The following is a 16,731-nucleotide window of genomic DNA, read 5'->3' as shown; positions in this document are numbered from 1 at the left end:
GCCGCGCCATGGGCCATGAGGTCGAGGTCATCGAACCCAGCCAGTTCAAGACCATACCCTGCCCCACCTATCCGGAGATCCGGCTGGCCTTGGGCGCGGAAGAGGAAATCCGCGAACGGCTGCGCGCCTTCGAGCCCGAGGCTGTCCATATCGCGACCGAAGGCCCGATCGGGATCGCCATGCGGCGCATCTGCGTGGAGTGGAAGTTGCCGTTCACGACCAGCTATCACACCAAATTCCCCGAGTATGTCTCGGCCCGGTTCCCGATCCCGGTCCAGGTCGGCTACGCCTATATGAAATGGTTCCACAAGCCGTCGGGGCGGCTGATGGTGGCGACGCCGACGCTGCGTGATGAACTGGTCGCGCATGGGTTCAGGAACGTCTCGCCGTGGACGCGGGGCGTGGACACCGAACAGTTCAATCCGGACCTAGAGCGCATCTATCACGAACTGGGCGGAGGCGATTGGCCCCGGCCTTTCTTCCTGAATGTCGGCCGTGTGGCGGTCGAGAAGAACATTGAGGCCTTCCTCGAAACCGACCTGCCGGGCACCAAGATCGTGGTCGGCGACGGGCCGGCGCGGGCGGACCTCGAGGCCCGCTATCCCGAGGCCAAGTTCCTGGGGGCCCGGTTCGGAGACGAACTGGCGCGGTGTTTCCGCGACGCAGACGTCTTCGTCTTCCCCTCATGGACCGATACCTTCGGCCTGGTGATCCTGGAGGCCATGGGTACGGGCACGCCGGTGGCGGCCTATCCGGCGCACGGACCGATCGACATCATCCCGGGATCGAACGCCGGGGCCATCGATGAGGACCTCAAGGTCGCCTGTCTGAAGGCGCTGGAGTGCGACCGGGGGGCGGTACGCGCCTATGCCGAAAAGTTCAGCTGGCGCGCCTCGGCCGAACAGTTCGTCGAGAATCTGGAGCCCTATCCCGAGCCGCTGCGTGGCCGGTTCTGGCGGCGGCTGAGGCGGATCGCGGGGGTGCGTAGACGCGCCGCAGCGTAGACACCGATGATCCTATCCGCTTGAAAATTTACGTTTTCTGAACTGGAATCTGCTGTTCTCCGGGTGGGAGACAACAGATGACGCCTGAACAGAAGCGGCACATCGCCCTGGCGATGGTCAACCGCTCAAGGCAATGGAAGCTACGCATCGGTATCGGCGTAGTGATTTGCCTGGTCTTCTTTCCGCTGACGGGTCCCGCCTTTGCCGGGGGCTGGCTGCTCGTCTATTCTCTGTTGACGATCCTCGAGCAGCGGTTCCAGCCGGGCGGACCGATGGCCCTACGTCTCGGTGAGCACTACCCCATAGCCTGCCTCGCGCTCGTCCTGATCTGCAACATCACCTACGGGATGTTCGCCGCCGTCGAGATCTTCTCCGGAACGATGCCCGCATTGATCTGCGCGGGTATGCTGTCGGGCGGCGCGATCCTGAACGCCGTCCTGATCAGCCCGGGGTCGCGTCCCATGATGTGGGCCGCCGTCGGTCCGCATGCGATCTATGCCCTGCTGTTGCCGGTTGCGGCGATCTCGATCCACCACGATCCGCTGTTCTCCTTGCAGTTGCTGGTCGCCACGGCGCTGATGGTGATGGCCTGTGTCGCGGCCTGGGGGCGTCTGGCCCGGACCTTCTCGGCCATGGAACAGGCCCAGGCGCAGGCCGAGCAGGCCAACCGGGCCAAGAGCGATTTTCTGGCGACCATGAGCCACGAAATCCGCACGCCCCTGAACGGCGTTCTTGGAATGGCCCAGGCCATGGGCGCGGACACGTTGTCGGTCCATCAGCGTGAGCGCCTGGATGTCGTGAAGCAGTCGGGCCAGGCGCTGCTGACGATCCTGAACGATGTGCTGGACCTGGCCAAGATCGAGGCGGGCAAGGTCGAGCTTGAGCTTTCACCATTCGATCTCGAGACCTTGATCACGCAGGCGCAGGAGACGTTCCGGGTCATCGCCGAAGCCAAGGGCCTGGATTTCGAGGTCCGGGTTGAGCCCGAGGCGGCCGGAGCCTGGTGCGGAGACCCCACCCGACTGCGTCAGGTCCTGTCCAACCTGATCTCGAATGCGGTCAAGTTCACGGACGCCGGCCGTGTGCTGGTGACCGTCGGTGTCGTCGCCGGCCGCCTGCGTCTGGTGGTCGAGGACACCGGGCCGGGCGTGACCCCGGCCCAGATGCAGCAGCTGTTCGCCAAATTCGTTCAGGCTGATGCGTCCACGACGCGGAAATACGGAGGCACCGGTCTGGGCCTGTCGATCTGCCGCGAGCTGGCCTTGCTGATGGGCGGATCGATCATCGCCGATCACGTGGTCCCGCACGGCCTGCGTTTCACCTTCGACGTCCCGTTGCTCCGCATCGATGCCCGGCGTAGCCCCCAGGCGGCCTTGGCCGTGAGGGCCGAGCACGACGCGCCCGCAGACCAGGGCCGGACCCTGCGCGTCCTGGCGGCCGAGGATCATCCGGTGAACCGGCAGGTGCTGAGCCTGTTGCTCGGTCAGGTCGGCATCGTGCCCTGGATCGTCGAGAACGGCGAACAGGCGGTTCAGGCCTGGCGCGACGGTGCGGTGGATGGACCCTGGGACCTGATCCTGATGGACGTTCAGATGCCGGTCATGGACGGGCCTACCGCTGCGCGCGCGATCCGCGCGGAGGAAAGAGCTGCGGGCCGCGCACCCGTCCCGATCATCGCCCTGACCGCGAACGTCATGACCCACCAGCTCGACGACTACAAACAGGCCGGGATGGACGATTTCGTGGCCAAGCCGATCCAGGTCGAGGCCTTGCTGTCCGGGATCGAGACCGCCCTGGCGCGGCGGGATGCTGTCGCCACCGGGGCCCGGGAAGCCGCCTGACGCCCTATTTCGCGGGCGCGGACATGGGGGTCAGGGCCATGGCGATGGCGCGTTGCTGGGCCAGTTCGGGCGCCGGCAGGGGGACCAGGCCCCGGTCTTGCATATAGCCGCCACGCCCGGCCGAGGCGTCGCTCATCAGTTCGGCGACATAGAGCTGCAGCCCCGGAATGACGCCCACGTGGGCCTTCTTCACATAGATGTAGAGGCTTCGAGCCAGGGGGTAGGAGCCGTCGGCGATGGTGTCCACGCTCGGCATGACGCCGTCGATGGTCTCGGCCTTCACCGTGTCGAGGTTCTGCTCCAGGAAGGAAAAGCCGAAGACACCGAGCGAGCCGGGCGTCCGGGTCAGGGTCTGGACGATGGCGTTGTCGTTCTCGCCGGAATCGACCCAGGCGCCATCTTCGCGGATCGTGTGGGTCAGGCTCTCGAACTTCTTCGAATCATTGGCGAAGGCGTTGGTCGCCGGAACCAGCTTGCCGCCCGCCGCCATGCCGAGCTCCAGGAAGGCGTCGCGCGTGCCCGAGGTCGGGGGCGGGCCATAGACCTGGATGCGCTGTTCGGGCAGGCCGGGATTGACGTCGCGCCAGGTCCGCTTCGGATTGGTAGCGAACTGACCGTTCGCATCGGGAACGGTCTGGGCCAGACCTTCGTAAAGGTCGTTGAGCTCGAAGTTGAAGCTGTTGCCGTTTCGCGCCGTGGCCACGACGATGCCGTCATAGCCGATCTTCAGCTCGACGATCTCGGTCACGCCGTTCTTGGCGCACATCTCGAACTCGGACTTCTTCATCTGACGCGAGGCGTTGGCGATGTCCGGGGTGGTGGGCCCGACCCCCTGACAGAAGGCCTGGATACCGCCGCCTGTGCCGAGTGATTCGACGCGGGGCGAGGCGTTGCCGGGATTGTTGCGCGCGAAATTCTCGGCGACCCGGGTGGCGAACGGGAAGACCGTCGAAGACCCTGCGGCCCAGATTCCGGTGCGTTGACCTGACCCGCTGTCGCAGGCGGCGAGAAGGGCCAGGCCGGCGACCGCAAGGACGGTCGGGAGGGTTCGGATCATGGAGCCGGTTCCTTGAAGCATTCGCGAGGCTTTAGATCAGCTTTGTGACGCTTTGACCGATGAGGCTCAGAGCAGTCGTTTGCGCATGGCCTGGGACAGCATGTCGATCATTGTCACCGCGATGACGATGATGATGACCATGGCCGACACCTTGGTGAAGGCATAGGAGTTCATGCCGTCGATCAGGACCTGGCCGATACCGCCCGCCCCGATCAGGCCCAGTACGGTCGCCGAGCGGCTGTTGGACTCAAAGCGGTACAGGGCGAACGAGGTCCACAGGGGCGCGACCTGGGGAATGACGCCCCAGACGATTTCGTTCAGCGGCGAGGCGCCCGTCGCGCGCACGCCCTCGACCGGACCCTTGTCGATCGACTCGACCGCTTCGGAAAACAGCTTGGCCAGGACGCCGGCGGTGTTCAGGGCGATGGCCAGGACGCCAGGCAGCGGCCCCAGGCCCACGGCCACCACGAACAGCAGACCGATGACCAGGTCGGGGATCGAGCGCAGCAGGTTCATGACCCACCGCACGGGCGTCACCACCCAGACGGGCGCGATGTTGCGGGCGGCCGCCAGCCCCAGCGGAATGGCCGCGAAGACGGCGAGGAAGGTGCCCCACAGCGCGATCTGGACCGTCTCCCACATCTTGGCGACATAGATTCCCCAGTCGGCGAAATCGGGCTTGATCAGGTCGCTGGCGAACCGCGCGGTGTTGTCGCTGTTCTCCAGCAGACGCGGCAGATTGCCCAGTTCGACGGCCTTGATGCTGTAGATCAGGATGACGGCCACCCCGCCCCAGATCAGGATGTCGAGCGCCCAGGCGCCCAGCGACTTGGTGGGCGGGTTTGGGATGGGGGTCGATGTCACGGGCGTCGCGGTCAAGGCTGGACCTCGGCACGAGCGCGAAGCGCCTGAAGTTCGGCCTCCGCCGCGCTCACGGCGGCGGCATCGCCCTTGGCCTTGGCCTCGGCCAGCTTCTGGTCTGCCACCATGACCCGGATCGGATCGAGATAGCCATCGTCGGCGGCCCGGAACTGGGAATACTCAAGGCCCGCCAGGACCTGGCGCTGGCGGTCGGCCTCGACGCCCTGTCCCTGGCCGTAGCCCAGGAAGAAGGCGCGGATCTTTTCCTTCAGCACCGGATCGAGCTCGGCGGACACGACGATGCCCGATTCCGGGATCGGCGGAGACAGCCAGATGTCCTGGATCTGGGCCGCCATGGCCGGATTCTGGCGCGTCATGAAAACGGTGTTGACGGTGTTTGACGTCGCCACGTCCAGAACGCCCGTCGCGACCCCGAAGGCATTGGCCTGATGGTTGGCGGAGCGGACGGTCTTGAAGCACTGGGCCGGGGCGATGCCGCGCGGATTGAACAGGAAGGCCATGGGGGCCAGGGTCCCCGAGGTGGACTGGGCGTCGCCGATGCCGAAGTCGAACCGCTTCCCGCAGGCCAGGACCTGGTCCAGGGTGATGCCCGAATCCTTGCGCACGATCAGGGTCGATTGATAGGAATCCAGACCCTCCTTGTTGACCGTGCGGGCGATGACCTCGGCGTCGGCGCGATCGACCGCTTCCAGGGCCGGTTTCGCCGAGAACCAGCCGACCTGGGTCTGACCGCCGCGCATGGCCTCGACCAGGACGGTGTAGTTGGAGCCGAAGAAGGGTTTGACGGTGACGCCCGTCTCCTTGGCCATGTCGTCCAGCAGAGGCTGCCACAGCGGCCCCGCAGAGGCCTGACCCTCGGCCGACAGGATCGAGAAGGTGATCTCGGTCGGAGCGCCCCCGGCCTTTTCGTCGCCGCTGCCGCATGACGACAGCCCCAGGGCGATGACAGCGGCGCCGGCCAGCCCCAGCAGGCGGCGGGAGATGAGTGTACGGCTCATGCCTTGGCTTCCCAGAACGCGTCCTCGAACTCGGGACCATAGATGTCGATGAGGGTCTTTGTGTCCAGGCCGGTGGCCGGGCCATCATAGACGATCTTGCCGGCCTTCAGGGCGATGACCCGCTCGCAATAGCGGATCGCATAATCGACCTGGTGCAGGGTGACGATGACGCCAAGCCCGTCGCGCCGGTTCAACTCGACGAGGATCTCCATGACCTTGCGGGCCGAGACGGGATCCAGCGAGGCGACCGGTTCGTCGGCCAGGATGGCCTGGGCCCCCTGGACGATGGCGCGGGCGATCGCGCCGCGCTGCTGCTGGCCCCCCGACAGGGTGTTGGCGCGCTGCGCGGCGTAGTCGGAGACACCGACCCGGTGCAGGGCGGCCATGGCCTTGGCCTTGTCGGCGGCGGGCCACAGGCCGAACAGCCCCTGGGCCGTCGGAATACGCCCCAGCGCTCCCAGCATGACGTTGGAAAACAGGCTCAGGCGGCCCACCAGGTTGAACTGCTGGAAGATCATGCCCAGCCGGGCGCGGGCGGCGCGGATATGGCCGGTGCAGCGTCCATCCTTCTGCACCGTCTCGCCGAACACCTGGATCGTCCCAGCACCGCCGTCGATCGGGTGAAGGCCGGTAATCGAGCGCAGCAGGGTGGACTTGCCCGACCCCGACGGCCCGATCAGGGCGACCATCTCTCCGGCCGCGACGCGCACGGAAACGCCATCCAGCGCCTTGCGCGCGCCATAGGTCTTCGAGACATCGCGCACCACGACGAGATCGGGTGCGACCGCTGGGCTGGAGGAACTCATCGGGCTCGCTGAATCAGCTGAGAGGGAGGCGGTCGCCGATGCCCGCTGATGGGCGTTCCGGCAAGTCTTAATGCCACGCGTGCCGGGACGGCGTCCAGTGGCGTGGCATGGCGCGGCCTCCGTATTGTCCGGTCCCGGAGTTTTTCAGGCCCTGCAAGGGTTTGCGAAGCGAGGCCATTCGTTCAGGCCACAAAAAAACCGCTTTACATGACAGTCTCGTGACCCTAAATCGCGCCTTCCGGCGGACCCCGTAGGTCTACACGTTGCGCTGCTAACGCCGGCTGGGTTTAACAATTACAGGGGTTTACGTGAATTGCGCACGTATCCATTTCCCCTGGACCTGGTCCGCGAGCGGTCCCCTGAACGTCCAGTCGCACTCGTGCGGCCGCGTTCGGTTTCCGTAGCGGCGCGCTGGTTCCAGGACAATCTCAAGGCTGACGTCTTCTATGCTGTGAAGGCCAATCCCTCGGCATGGGTCATCGAGACCCTAGTCGAGGCGGGTGTCACAGGGTTCGACGTCGCATCGCTTGCCGAAATCGAGCTGGTTCGCTCGGTCAGCGCCGACGCGCGCCTGGCCTTCATGCACCCGGTCAAGAGCCGGTCGGCGATCACGCGTGCCTATTTCGATCACGGCGTCCGGACCTTCTCGCTCGACTGCGAAGACGAGTTGCAGAAGATTCTCGACTGCACGGGCGGTGCCACCGACCTGAACCTGATCGTGCGCATGGCGGTGTCCGCAGAGGGCGCGGCCTATACGCTGTCGGGCAAGTTCGGCGTGTCGACCGATCAGGCTCCGGCCCTGCTGCTGTCGGTTCGCCGCGCGGTGGTCGACGGCCTGATGGGCGTATCGTTCCACGTCGGGTCGCAGTGCATGCGTCCGACCGCCTACCAGGCCGCCATGGCCCAGGTCGGGCGTTCGATTTCGCGCGCGGGCGTCATCGTGGACATCGTCGATGTCGGCGGCGGCTTCCCCTCGGTCTATCCGGGCATGGTCCCGCCGGACATGAGCGAATACGCCGACGCCATCCATCGCGGCTTCAACGAAATGCCGGTGTCGGAAACCACCGAACTGTGGTGCGAGCCCGGCCGGGCCCTGGTCGCCGAATCCTCGTCGATCCTGGCCCGCGTCGATCTGCGCAAGGGCGACGCCCTGTATCTGAACGACGGGTCGTACGGCTCGCTGTTCGACGCGACCCATTCGCGCTGGCCCTTCCCGACCAAGCTGGTCCGGCCAGATTCCATTCAGGGGGGCGAGGCCTCGGCCGATCTCAAGCCGTTCCAGTTCTATGGACCGACCTGCGATTCGATCGACCACATGCCGGGCCCTTTCTGGCTGCCGGCCGACATCCGTGAAGGCGACTTCATCGAGATCGGCATGCTGGGTGCCTATGGCGTGGCGATGTCGACGGGCTTCAACGGCTATGGCGAACACGATCTCGCCGTCGTCGAGGATGCCCCGATGGCTTCGCTGTACGGCCTGGCTCCGCGCTCCATCCCCACCGTGCGCACCACGGCGGAGGAAGCGGCCCGCAAGGTCGTTCGTCTGTCGCGTCCCAAGGGCAAGGCGGGTCAACGCAAGAAGGCCCGCCGCTAGGGCCTGGCGCTAAACCGTCATGTTTCGGTTCTAATCAGCAGCGGCCCGTCGCTCCGTCCGGGCCGCTGCTTCTATTGACGACGGGCGCTCAAACCAAAGGGAAACCCTTGCAATGAACGCTCCCGTTCAGTCCAACACCAAGGCTCAGCTGCTCCAGAACGTCGTCGAGCACATCGACATCACGTCCTTCGACGCGCGTCCGATCATCGATTCGATGCGCAAGATGAGCTTCTCGTCGCGCGACACGGCCCGCGCCGCCGACATCTTTTCCATGGCCATCGAGGACGCCGACTGCTCGCCGTGGCTGATCCTGGCCGGTTCGACCTCGGCCGGCGGCTGCATGCACGTCTACCGCGACATGGTGAAGTTCGGCATGATCGACGCGATCGTCGCCACCGGCGCCTCGATCGTCGACATGGATTTCTTCGAGGCCCTGGGCTTCAAACACTACCAGGCCGCGGGCGAGGTGGACGACAACGTCCTGCGCGACAACTACATCGACCGGATCTACGACACCTATATCGACGAGGAAGAGCTCCAGAACTGCGATCACACCATCCTGGAGATCTGCAACGCGCTGGAGCCGCGCGCCTATTCCAGCCGCGAATTCATCTGGGAGATGGGCAAGTGGCTGTCGGAAGGCAACGCCAAGAAGCCCGGCTCGCTGATCCAGACCGCCTATGAAGAAGGCGTGCCGATCTTCTGCCCGGCCTTCGTCGACAGCTCGGCCGGCTTCGGTCTGGTCAAGCACCAGAAGGAGCGGATCGCCGAAGGCAAGCCCTATCTGATGATCGACGCGGTCGCCGACTTCCGTGAACTGACCGACATCAAGATCGCGGCGGGCGTCACCGGCCTGTTCATGGTCGGCGGGGGTGTTCCGAAGAATTTCGCCCAGGACACGGTCGTCTGCGCCGAAATCCTCGGCATCGAGGCCGAGATGCATCGCTATGCGGTCCAGATCACGGTCGCCGACGTCCGCGACGGCGCCTGCTCGTCCTCGACGCTGAAAGAGGCAGCGTCCTGGGGCAAGGTCCAGACGACGCACGAACAGATGGTCTTCGCCGAAGCCACCACCGTCGTGCCGCTGATCGGCTCGGATGCGTATCACCGCGGTGCCTGGAAGAACCGCGACAAGCGCCGCTGGGCCAAGCTGTTCGGCAAGTAAGGCCGCGCTACTCCGTCAGCGCCTCTGGCAGCTGGGGCAGTAGAAGGTGGATCGACCGGCCTGCACGATGCGTTTGATCACGCCCGTGCAGGTTTCGGCCGTACAGGGCTCACCCTCGCGGCCGTAGACGTCGAAGCGATGCTGGAAATAGCCCTGGCCGCCGTCGGCGTTGGCGAAGTCGCGCAGGGTCGAGCCCCCTGCCGCGATGGCGTCGTTCAACACGTCGCGCACGACGCGGGCCAGGGTCTCCAGCCGCGGCTTGGACACCTTTCCCGCCGCGATCAGGGGTGAGATACGGGCCCGGTACAGGGCTTCGCAGACGTAGATGTTTCCCAGACCCGCCACGTTGCGCTGGTCGAGCAGGCTGACCTTGATGTTCTGCTTTTTGCCGTCGAAGGCCTGGGCCAGATGCGCGCCTGAAAAGCCGTTGCCGAGCGGTTCGGGCCCCAGGGCCTTGAACCACGGATGAACCTCCACGGCCTCGGTCGGGATCAAGCCCATGAAGCCGAAGCGCCGGGCATCGGCGAACCCCACCCGGGTCGTCGTTTCGCCGCGCACGGCGCAGAAACTCATGTGCTCATGCTTGCCGGCGATCGGCGCGGGTTCCTCGAACTCCCCCACCTGGGCTCCGTCCAGGGTGAAGCGGCCCGTCATGCCCAGATGGGTGATCCAGGTCTCGCCCGTGTCGAGCGCGGCCAGCAGGTATTTGGCCCGCCGGTCGATCCGTTCGACGATCGCGCCGTCCAGCCGGTCCACGAACCGGTCCGGAAACGGAAACCGCAGGTCGGGCCGGTTCTGGCGCACCCGTGTCAGTCGCGCCCCGACCAGAACGGGCTCCAGGCCACGCCGGACGGTTTCGACCTCGGGGAGTTCAGGCATGCCTGCACCCTAGACGGCGCCGGCTCGCGGGAGAAGCCGCCTCAAGCTTGACCATAAGCGCCGGGACCGGAGCAACCTTCGCAGGACGGTTGGAAAATGGCTGCGCGGTTGTCGCCGAACCGTGGTCGCCCTGACGTCGAACCCCGTCAGAGATCGTTCTGGCCATACAGATCGGGGGGATCGGTTGGATTTTCCAATTCAGGACGCCGCCTCGGTCAGGCCGGGCGAGGTCTTCGCCGGGGCCGCCGCCCGACGCTTGCGGGGGGCGTTCGCGCGCTTGCGGGTCTCCGTCGCGGCCGGGATGCGGCTTGGCGATCCGATAGCGGTGGCGCTGCTGGCCGTGCTTGGCCTGTCTGCCTATTTTCTGCTGTTCCCGGGCGTGGATCTGGCCGTGAGCGCGACGTTCCACCAGGCTGGTGAAGGCTTTGCCCTCGCTCGCGAGCCGATCCTCAAGGGGCTTCGCAAGAGTTCGACCTGGGTTCTGGCGGGGCTGTTGATCTCGGCGTTCACGATCCTGATCCTGCGCCGCTGGTTGTCCCGTCCGGGCGCGATCGGACGGATTGGACCCGGCCTCGGGCGCAACTGCGCCTTCCTGCTGGTGGGGCTGGCGGTCGGGCCGGGGCTGGTGGTCAATACGGTGCTGAAGAACGGCTGGGGGCGGGCCCGGCCCGTCCAGACCGACCTGTTCGGCGGCGAGGCGGCCTTCAGCGGCGTCTGGCGGATCAGCGACGCGTGTCGCGACAACTGTTCGTTCGTTTCGGGCGAAGCGTCGTCGGCGACCTGGATGGTCTGTGCGGTCCTGCTGATGACACCGGCGCGATGGAGGGTGGCGACCGTGTCTGTGGCCTGTGTCTACGCCGTGGCGCTGTCCCTGAACCGCGTCGCCTTTGGAGGGCATTATCTGTCGGACGTGCTTCTGTCCTGGGCGATCACCGCCCTGGTGCTGGCGGCTCTGCACCGCGTGATGGCTGCGGCTCCGACGCCGGGCCGGCGCCCCCTGCCGGCTCTGAAGCGCCGCGTTTCCGGCATCGTCGTCGCCTGAGCCGAAAGACCGGGCGTTGCGCCGGAATGGAATTCCGGCTTACCTCCGCCGTTCGAGAGGGACCCACGACATGACCGACACACCTGCCCCCGCATCGACCGTCAAACGCGTCGAACTGACGATCCGGGCCCTGGTCCTGGGCTGTCTGCTGGCGGTGATCTTTACCGCCGCCAACACCTATCTGGGTCTGAAGGTCGGGTTGACGTTCGCCTCGGCGATCCCGGCGGCGGTCATTTCCATGGCCATCCTGCGGATGTTCAAGACCTCGACCATCTGGGAGAACATGACCGTGCAGACGGTCGCGTCGGTCGGCGGGGCCATGAGCTCGATCATCTTCGTCCTGCCCGGCCTCGTGATGGTCGGGTGGTGGCTGGAGTTTCCGTTCTGGGAATCGGTGCTGATCTGCGTGTTCGGCGGCGTGCTGGGCGTGACCTTCTCGATCCCGCTGCGCCGGGCGCTCGTGGTGGATGCGGGCCTGCCCTACCCCGAGGGCGTCGCCGCCGCCGAGGTCCTGACCGTCGGCTCGCGCGGGGCCGAACAGACCGACGCTGCTGTGCGCGAGAACAAGGCCGGGCTGTGGGTGGTCATCACCGGTGCCGTGGTCTCGGCGGGATATGCCTTGCTGGTCGCGGGCCGGGTGTTCGCGGGCGAGGCGGCCCGGTTCCTCAAGCTGCCGGCGGCGTTCGGTGGCGGGGCGACCGGCCTGGGCTTTGGGATGCAGTTCGCGCTGCTGGGTGCCGGCCACCTGATCGGCCTGACCGTGGGTCTGGCCCAGGCGTTCGGCCTGTTGCTGGCCTGGGGGATCGCGGTGCCGATCCTGACCAGCCCGGACACCATCGCCTGGCTGACGGCGCACGGCATCCCGTCCATCGCCACCACGCTTGAGCCCGGGGTCGCGGCCGAGGAACTGGCCTCCACCGTCTGGCGGCGCGAGGTCCGGTTCATGGGGGCGGGCGTGATCGGCGTCGCGGCCATCTGGACCCTGATCAAGCTGGCAGGACCGCTGGTCGGCGGGCTGACGTCGGCGCTGGCCGCGAACCGACGCCGGAACTCGGGCGAGATCCTGGCGCGTACCGAACAGGACATCCCCATCAACATCGTCGCCGGGCTGTCGGTCGCCTGCCTGATCGGTATCGGCGGGTTGCTGGCGTGGTTCGCGCAAGGCAACGCCACCCTGGCCGGATCGACGGCCCTGCTGGTCGCGGGCGGGCTGATCTATGTCGTCATCATCGGTTTCGCCGTGGCGGCCATCTGTGGATACATGGCCGGGCTGATCGGGTCGTCGAACAGCCCGGTGTCGGGCGTCGGCATCCTGGCCATCGTCATCGCCTCGGTGCTTATGCTGGGAGTGCTCGCCATCGCGGGACTACCCGCCGATCCGTCCGTGGTGGCCTTCGCCCTGATCGTCACGGCGGTGGTGTTTGCCGTCGCCGTCATCGCCAACGATAACCTTCAGGACCTCAAGACCGGGCAGCTGGTCGAGGCCACGCCCTGGCGTCAGCAGACTGCGCTGATCGTCGGCGTGGGCGCCGGCGCCATCGTCATCCCCCTGATCCTGAACCTGCTGAACAAGGCCTTCGGCTTCGAGGGCGGTCCGGCCGGCATCGCCGACGCGCCCCTGGCGGCGCCCCAGGCGACGCTGATCTCGGCCCTGGCCAAGGGGGTGATCGAGGGCGGCCTGCGCTGGGACCTGATCGGGATCGGCGCGGTGATCGGCGTCGTGATCATCGTCCTCGACATCGTCCTGAACGCGACGACCAAGGGCAAGGTCAAGCTGCCGCCTTTGGCCGTGGGCATCGGCTTCTACCTGCCGGCCGCCGTCACCACGATGCTGGTCATCGGCGCGGTCTGCGGCTGGGTCTATGACCGGGCCATCAAGACCACCCGGTTCGCTGACGTCGGCCGCCGCATGGGCGTGCTGCTGGCATCCGGCCTGATCGTCGGTGAAAGCCTGTTCCTGGTCATGACGGCGGGGGTCATCGTCTTCACCGGCAACGACGCCCCCTTCGCCATGCTGCCCGAAGGCTCGGCCTGGCCGGCCATGGTGTCGGGGATCGTCGTCTTCGCGGTGCTGGTGTTCGGCCTCTACAGCTGGATCAGGAAGGTGTCGGCGAAGGTGGAGGGCTGATGCTTGCGCCCTCTCCCGTCGGGAGAGGGCTTGAGGCTCGCAGAGCGAAGCGATGCGCCTAGCCGAAAGGGTGAGGGGCTCCGTGCCAACCGGTGAGAGCAGAACCCCTCACCCTTTCGCGCAAGTCCGATCCTGACGCTCTCGCGCTCAAACCCTCTCCCTCTGGGAGAGGGGGTCAGTTGTGAAATCCGCCACGATCGGCTCGCGGTCCAGCACAGTCAGAAACCGCCGGAACGCCGCCTGTTCCAGCGCCGTCGTCGCCGTGTTCACGAGTGGGTGGAAGTTGACGATATCCGCCTCCCACAGGCGGCGGTCGAGAACGAAGGTGACCTGTCGCTCGACATCGTTGATCAGGCCCAGCGCCGTCACCGAGCCCGGCCGCACCCCCAGCGTCGCCCACATCAGCTCCGGGCTGGCGAACGAGAACCGGCCCGTGCCCGGCGGCGCGCCGATCAGGGCGGGGACGCGGTTCAGGTCAATCACCGTGTCCTGGGCCGCCGAGATCAGCCACAGCCTGGACTTCTTGTCCTTGAGGAACAGGTTCTTGGTGTGCAGGCCGGGCATGCCGGCTTTCAGCTCAAGGCCTTCCTCCACGCGGAACACGGCCGGATGGTCATGCGTCGTCTGGGCGATGGCGTTGTCCGCCATCCAGGCCAGCAGGCCGTCGCGATCACAGGCAGGTTGAGCCGTCATGGTGTGCCGGGCTAAGGGTTGAACAGCTTCGATACCGACTGGAGACGCGTCTTGGAACTGGAATGCTATCCGATGACCGGGACGCCGCCGGATCTGATCCCGGGGCGGCAGTCGCGCAACTGGATGGACGCCTTCATCTCGCGGCACCCCTATCGCTGTCTGCCGTTGAACATGGCCAATACGACGGGGTGGGAAATCCTGTGTCCGTTCGGCTTCTCGGCCGAGTGGAACGGCGGGCCCAGCCAGAACGACATCACCATCACGCCCGACCGGCCCAACCCCCAGGCCGACCATTTCGTGACCTCGCACTTCTCGCGCGGCGTGCTGACCATGCACCCCCAGTATCTGTTCCGGACCCCGCCGGGCTGGGGCATGACCTGTTCGGGATCGCCCAACCACGTCAAGGACGGGATCCAGGCCCTGGTCGGGCTGATCGAGACCGACTGGCTGCCGTTCCCGTTCACGATGAACTGGATCTTCACCCGGCCCGGCCGGATCAAGTTCGAGAAGGGCGAACCCTTCTGCTTCATCAACCTCGTCCAGCACAAACAGGTCGAGGAATTCCAGCCGGTGATCCGCTCGCTGGACTCCAACCCGGTGATGAAGGGCCAGTTCGAGGCCTGGAACCGCCAGAGGACGGACTTCAACAAGCGTCTGGCCTCGGGCGACCCCGATGCGGCCAAGGAGGCCTGGCAGCGCTTCTACTTCAAGGGCGAACTGCCCGAGGACCTCGGCACGGCGCCGCAGACCCACTCCAACAAGCGACGCCTGAAAACGCCCAGAGTCGGTTAAGGATCGGGGAACAGCCCAGCTTGTCGATCGTTCTTGTCGCTCAACGGCAGGAACGAACATCATGAGCATTCTCGGCAACATCCTCGGCGGCATCTTCGGGCGCAAGAAGGACGACGAACCGAAGGCGGCCCCGACGCCGCAGCCCGCGCCGACCGCCACCCCGAAGCCGACGCCGGCCCCCGCTCCGACCCCGACGACCGCTGCTGAACCCGTCGACGTGGCCGGCATCCTCGACTTCAAGAACAGCGTCCGTGACGAAAAGCTGAACTGGCGCACCTCGATCGTCGATCTGATGAAGCTGCTGGGGCTGGAAAGCTCCCTGGCGGAGCGCAAGGAACTGGCCGATGAACTGGGCTACACCGGCGACAAGAGCGACAGCGCCAGCATGAACATCTGGCTGCACAAACAGGTGATCCAGAAGATCGTGGACAATGGTGGGCAACTGCCGCGCGATCTGACGGCGTAGATTCAAACCCTTTCGTCATCCTCCGGTCTCGCTGCGCTCGCCGGAGGTTGACGAAAGAATGGAGAGAGAGTCGCATCGGCGGGGAGGTTCGCGGTAGGTTGATCGCATGAGCGACGTCGACCTTGATTCCGACGATCCCCCTTGGGAGGAGGATCTTCCCGAACGGGATGAGAACACCAACGACATGTTCGGTGTGCCGGTCGCTGCGCCCGCCGTAGCCGACGAACCGCCGGCTGAAAAACCTGCTGCCGTTCCGGTCGCCGTGTCTGCGCCTGCCCCCGTCGAAGGGGACGGCGAGGCCTATACGGTTCTGGCGCGCAAATACCGGCCGCGCACCTTCGAGGACCTGATCGGGCAGGAGGCGATGGTGAGGACCCTCACCAACGCCTTCGCCACCGGCCGGATCGCCCACGCCTTCATGCTGACCGGCGTGCGGGGCGTCGGCAAGACGACGACGGCGCGGTTGCTGGCGCGGGCACTGAACAACGAGACCGACGTCATCGATCGGCCGTCCTTGGAGCTGACCGCCTTCGGTCGCCACGACGCGGCGATCATGGCGGGCCAGCACATGGACGTCATGGAGATGGACGCCGCCAGCCACACCGGCATCGAGGGCATTCGGGACATCATCGAAAGCGTCCGCTATGCCCCGGTCGAGGCCCGCTACAAGGTCTATGTGCTCGACGAAGTGCACATGCTGTCCAACAACGCCTTCAACGCCCTGCTGAAGACGCTGGAAGAGCCGCCGCCCCACGCCAAATTCATCTTCGCCACCACCGAGATTCGCAAGGTGCCGGTGACGATCCTGAGCCGCTGCCAGCGTTTCGACCTGCGCCGCGTCGAGCCGGAAATCCTGGTCGAACACCTGTCGCGGATCGCCGGCAAGGAGGGGATGAAGGTCGAGGACGATGCCCTGGCCCTGATCGCGCGGGCCGCCGAGGGGTCGGTGCGCGACGGCCTGTCGTTGCTGGACCAGGCCCTGGTCCAGGGTGAGCGCGGCGAGACGGTCAAGACCGAGGTCGTTCGCGACATGCTGGGCCTGGCCGACCGCTCCCAGACCATCGCCCTGTTCGAACAGATCATGGCCGGCCGCACGCCCGAGGCGCTGGAGAGTTTCCGGACCCTGTACGGCTACGGCGCCGATCCGGTGCAGATCACCAACGACCTGCTGGAACATTGCCACGCGGCCTCGGTGGCAAAGATGCTGGGGCCCGATGCGACGCGGCTGCCGGCGGATCAGGCCCGGACCCTGGCCGCGCTGGGGGCGGCGATCTCGGCCGGGACCCTGTCGCGGACCTGGCAGATGCTGCTCAAGGCCCTGGACGAGGTGCGACGTGCGCCGAGCCCCGCCGATGCGGTCGAGATGGCCATCGTCCGACTGGCC

Annotated in this window: 15 protein-coding genes; 9 read left to right on the top strand and 6 right to left on the bottom strand. The window is 66.3% G+C overall.

The window, feature by feature from the left end; genetic code table 11:
- Both JHC99_RS11175 and JHC99_RS11170 read left to right on the top strand, forming a co-directional pair.
- Positions 1–1,004: glycosyltransferase family 1 protein (locus JHC99_RS11175; protein WP_292154258.1), on the top strand; the 1,004-nt coding region annotated here is incomplete at its 5' end.
- A 77-nt stretch (positions 1,005–1,081) separates the two neighbouring features.
- On the top strand, positions 1,082–2,845 hold the full coding sequence (locus JHC99_RS11170) for an ATP-binding protein (protein WP_292154256.1): 1,764 nt from the start codon (positions 1,082–1,084) through the stop codon (positions 2,843–2,845).
- A gap of 4 nt (positions 2,846–2,849) precedes the next feature.
- Here the strand turns inward: JHC99_RS11170 and JHC99_RS11165 are convergent, their stop codons facing one another.
- The 4 genes from JHC99_RS11165 to phnC form a co-directional block, all read right to left on the bottom strand.
- Positions 2,850–3,902, bottom strand: a complete 1,053-nt coding sequence (locus JHC99_RS11165; RefSeq protein ID WP_292154254.1) for a substrate-binding domain-containing protein — start codon at positions 3,900–3,902, stop codon at positions 2,850–2,852.
- 66 nt (positions 3,903–3,968) lie between these two features.
- Entirely contained in the window at positions 3,969–4,781 is an 813-nt protein-coding gene (gene phnE, locus JHC99_RS11160) for a phosphonate ABC transporter, permease protein PhnE (RefSeq protein WP_292154252.1), read from the bottom strand.
- Positions 4,778–5,782 (bottom strand): phosphate/phosphite/phosphonate ABC transporter substrate-binding protein, encoded by a 1,005-nt coding sequence (phnD, locus tag JHC99_RS11155; RefSeq protein WP_292154251.1) that lies wholly within the window; start codon positions 5,780–5,782, stop codon positions 4,778–4,780. Before phnD ends, phnE begins: the two co-directional genes overlap by 4 nt.
- Positions 5,779–6,588, bottom strand: coding sequence for a phosphonate ABC transporter ATP-binding protein (phnC, locus tag JHC99_RS11150; RefSeq protein ID WP_292154249.1), 810 nt, complete (start codon positions 6,586–6,588; stop codon positions 5,779–5,781). The genes phnD and phnC overlap by 4 nt, the downstream gene beginning before the upstream one ends.
- Before the next feature lie 313 nt (positions 6,589–6,901).
- On the opposite strand from phnC, the gene JHC99_RS11145 reads away from it, so the two are divergent.
- Together JHC99_RS11145 and JHC99_RS11140 are read left to right on the top strand one after the other, a co-directional pair.
- Entirely contained in the window at positions 6,902–8,182 is a 1,281-nt protein-coding gene (locus JHC99_RS11145; RefSeq protein ID WP_292154247.1) for a type III PLP-dependent enzyme, read from the top strand.
- Positions 8,183–8,294: 112 nt separating this feature from the next.
- Positions 8,295–9,347, top strand: a complete 1,053-nt coding sequence (locus JHC99_RS11140) for a deoxyhypusine synthase (protein ID WP_292154246.1) — start codon at positions 8,295–8,297, stop codon at positions 9,345–9,347.
- A 15-nt stretch (positions 9,348–9,362) separates the two neighbouring features.
- On the opposite strand, the gene mutM is transcribed toward JHC99_RS11140, so the two are convergent.
- Positions 9,363–10,226 carry a bifunctional DNA-formamidopyrimidine glycosylase/DNA-(apurinic or apyrimidinic site) lyase gene (mutM, locus tag JHC99_RS11135; protein WP_292154244.1) on the bottom strand — a complete coding sequence of 288 codons (864 nt, stop codon included), beginning with the start codon at positions 10,224–10,226 and terminating at the stop codon, positions 9,363–9,365.
- A 184-nt stretch (positions 10,227–10,410) separates the two neighbouring features.
- Here mutM and JHC99_RS11130 point away from each other — a divergent pair, with 184 nt between their 5' ends.
- Both JHC99_RS11130 and JHC99_RS11125 read left to right on the top strand, forming a co-directional pair.
- On the top strand, positions 10,411–11,268 hold the full coding sequence (locus JHC99_RS11130) for a phosphatase PAP2 family protein (protein WP_292154242.1): 858 nt from the start codon (positions 10,411–10,413) through the stop codon (positions 11,266–11,268).
- A gap of 70 nt (positions 11,269–11,338) precedes the next feature.
- Complete coding sequence (locus JHC99_RS11125; RefSeq protein WP_292154240.1) at positions 11,339–13,396, top strand: OPT family oligopeptide transporter; 2,058 nt, start codon at positions 11,339–11,341, stop codon at positions 13,394–13,396.
- 147 nt (positions 13,397–13,543) lie between these two features.
- Here the strand turns inward: JHC99_RS11125 and JHC99_RS11120 are convergent, their stop codons facing one another.
- On the bottom strand, positions 13,544–14,089 hold the full coding sequence (locus JHC99_RS11120; RefSeq protein WP_292154238.1) for a prolyl-tRNA synthetase associated domain-containing protein: 546 nt from the start codon (positions 14,087–14,089) through the stop codon (positions 13,544–13,546).
- A gap of 51 nt (positions 14,090–14,140) precedes the next feature.
- Here JHC99_RS11120 and JHC99_RS11115 point away from each other — a divergent pair, with 51 nt between their 5' ends.
- The 3 genes from JHC99_RS11115 to JHC99_RS11105 form a co-directional block, all read left to right on the top strand.
- Positions 14,141–14,881 carry a DUF6065 family protein gene (locus tag JHC99_RS11115; protein WP_292154236.1) on the top strand — a complete coding sequence of 247 codons (741 nt, stop codon included), beginning with the start codon at positions 14,141–14,143 and terminating at the stop codon, positions 14,879–14,881.
- Positions 14,882–14,942: 61 nt separating this feature from the next.
- Positions 14,943–15,347, top strand: a complete 405-nt coding sequence (locus tag JHC99_RS11110) for a DUF3597 domain-containing protein (protein ID WP_292154235.1) — start codon at positions 14,943–14,945, stop codon at positions 15,345–15,347.
- 106 nt (positions 15,348–15,453) lie between these two features.
- Positions 15,454–16,731 (top strand): DNA polymerase III subunit gamma/tau (locus JHC99_RS11105; RefSeq protein WP_292154233.1); only part of this gene is annotated, 1,278 nt, incomplete at its 3' end.

Origin of the sequence: Brevundimonas sp. (assembly GCF_016463485.1) — a bacterium.
Lineage (GTDB): Bacteria > Pseudomonadota > Alphaproteobacteria > Caulobacterales > Caulobacteraceae > Brevundimonas.
The sequence above is the reverse complement of the archived record's forward strand: the minus strand, read 5'-3'. Positions and strand labels throughout refer to the sequence as shown.

Excerpts from the sequence above, each read along its gene's own strand:
- JHC99_RS11170 (WP_292154256.1), top strand. The coding sequence starts at position 1,082 with ATGACGCCTGAACAGAAGCGGCACATCGCCCTGGCGATGGTCAACCGC.
- JHC99_RS11165 (WP_292154254.1), bottom strand. The coding sequence starts at position 3,902 with ATGATCCGAACCCTCCCGACCGTCCTTGCGGTCGCCGGCCTGGCCCTT.
- phnD (WP_292154251.1), bottom strand. The coding sequence starts at position 5,782 with ATGAGCCGTACACTCATCTCCCGCCGCCTGCTGGGGCTGGCCGGCGCC.
- phnC (WP_292154249.1), bottom strand. The coding sequence starts at position 6,588 with ATGAGTTCCTCCAGCCCAGCGGTCGCACCCGATCTCGTCGTGGTGCGC.
- JHC99_RS11140 (WP_292154246.1), top strand. The coding sequence starts at position 8,295 with ATGAACGCTCCCGTTCAGTCCAACACCAAGGCTCAGCTGCTCCAGAAC.
- mutM (WP_292154244.1), bottom strand. The coding sequence starts at position 10,226 with ATGCCTGAACTCCCCGAGGTCGAAACCGTCCGGCGTGGCCTGGAGCCC.
- JHC99_RS11125 (WP_292154240.1), top strand. The coding sequence starts at position 11,339 with ATGACCGACACACCTGCCCCCGCATCGACCGTCAAACGCGTCGAACTG.
- JHC99_RS11120 (WP_292154238.1), bottom strand. The coding sequence starts at position 14,089 with ATGACGGCTCAACCTGCCTGTGATCGCGACGGCCTGCTGGCCTGGATG.
- JHC99_RS11110 (WP_292154235.1), top strand. The coding sequence starts at position 14,943 with ATGAGCATTCTCGGCAACATCCTCGGCGGCATCTTCGGGCGCAAGAAG.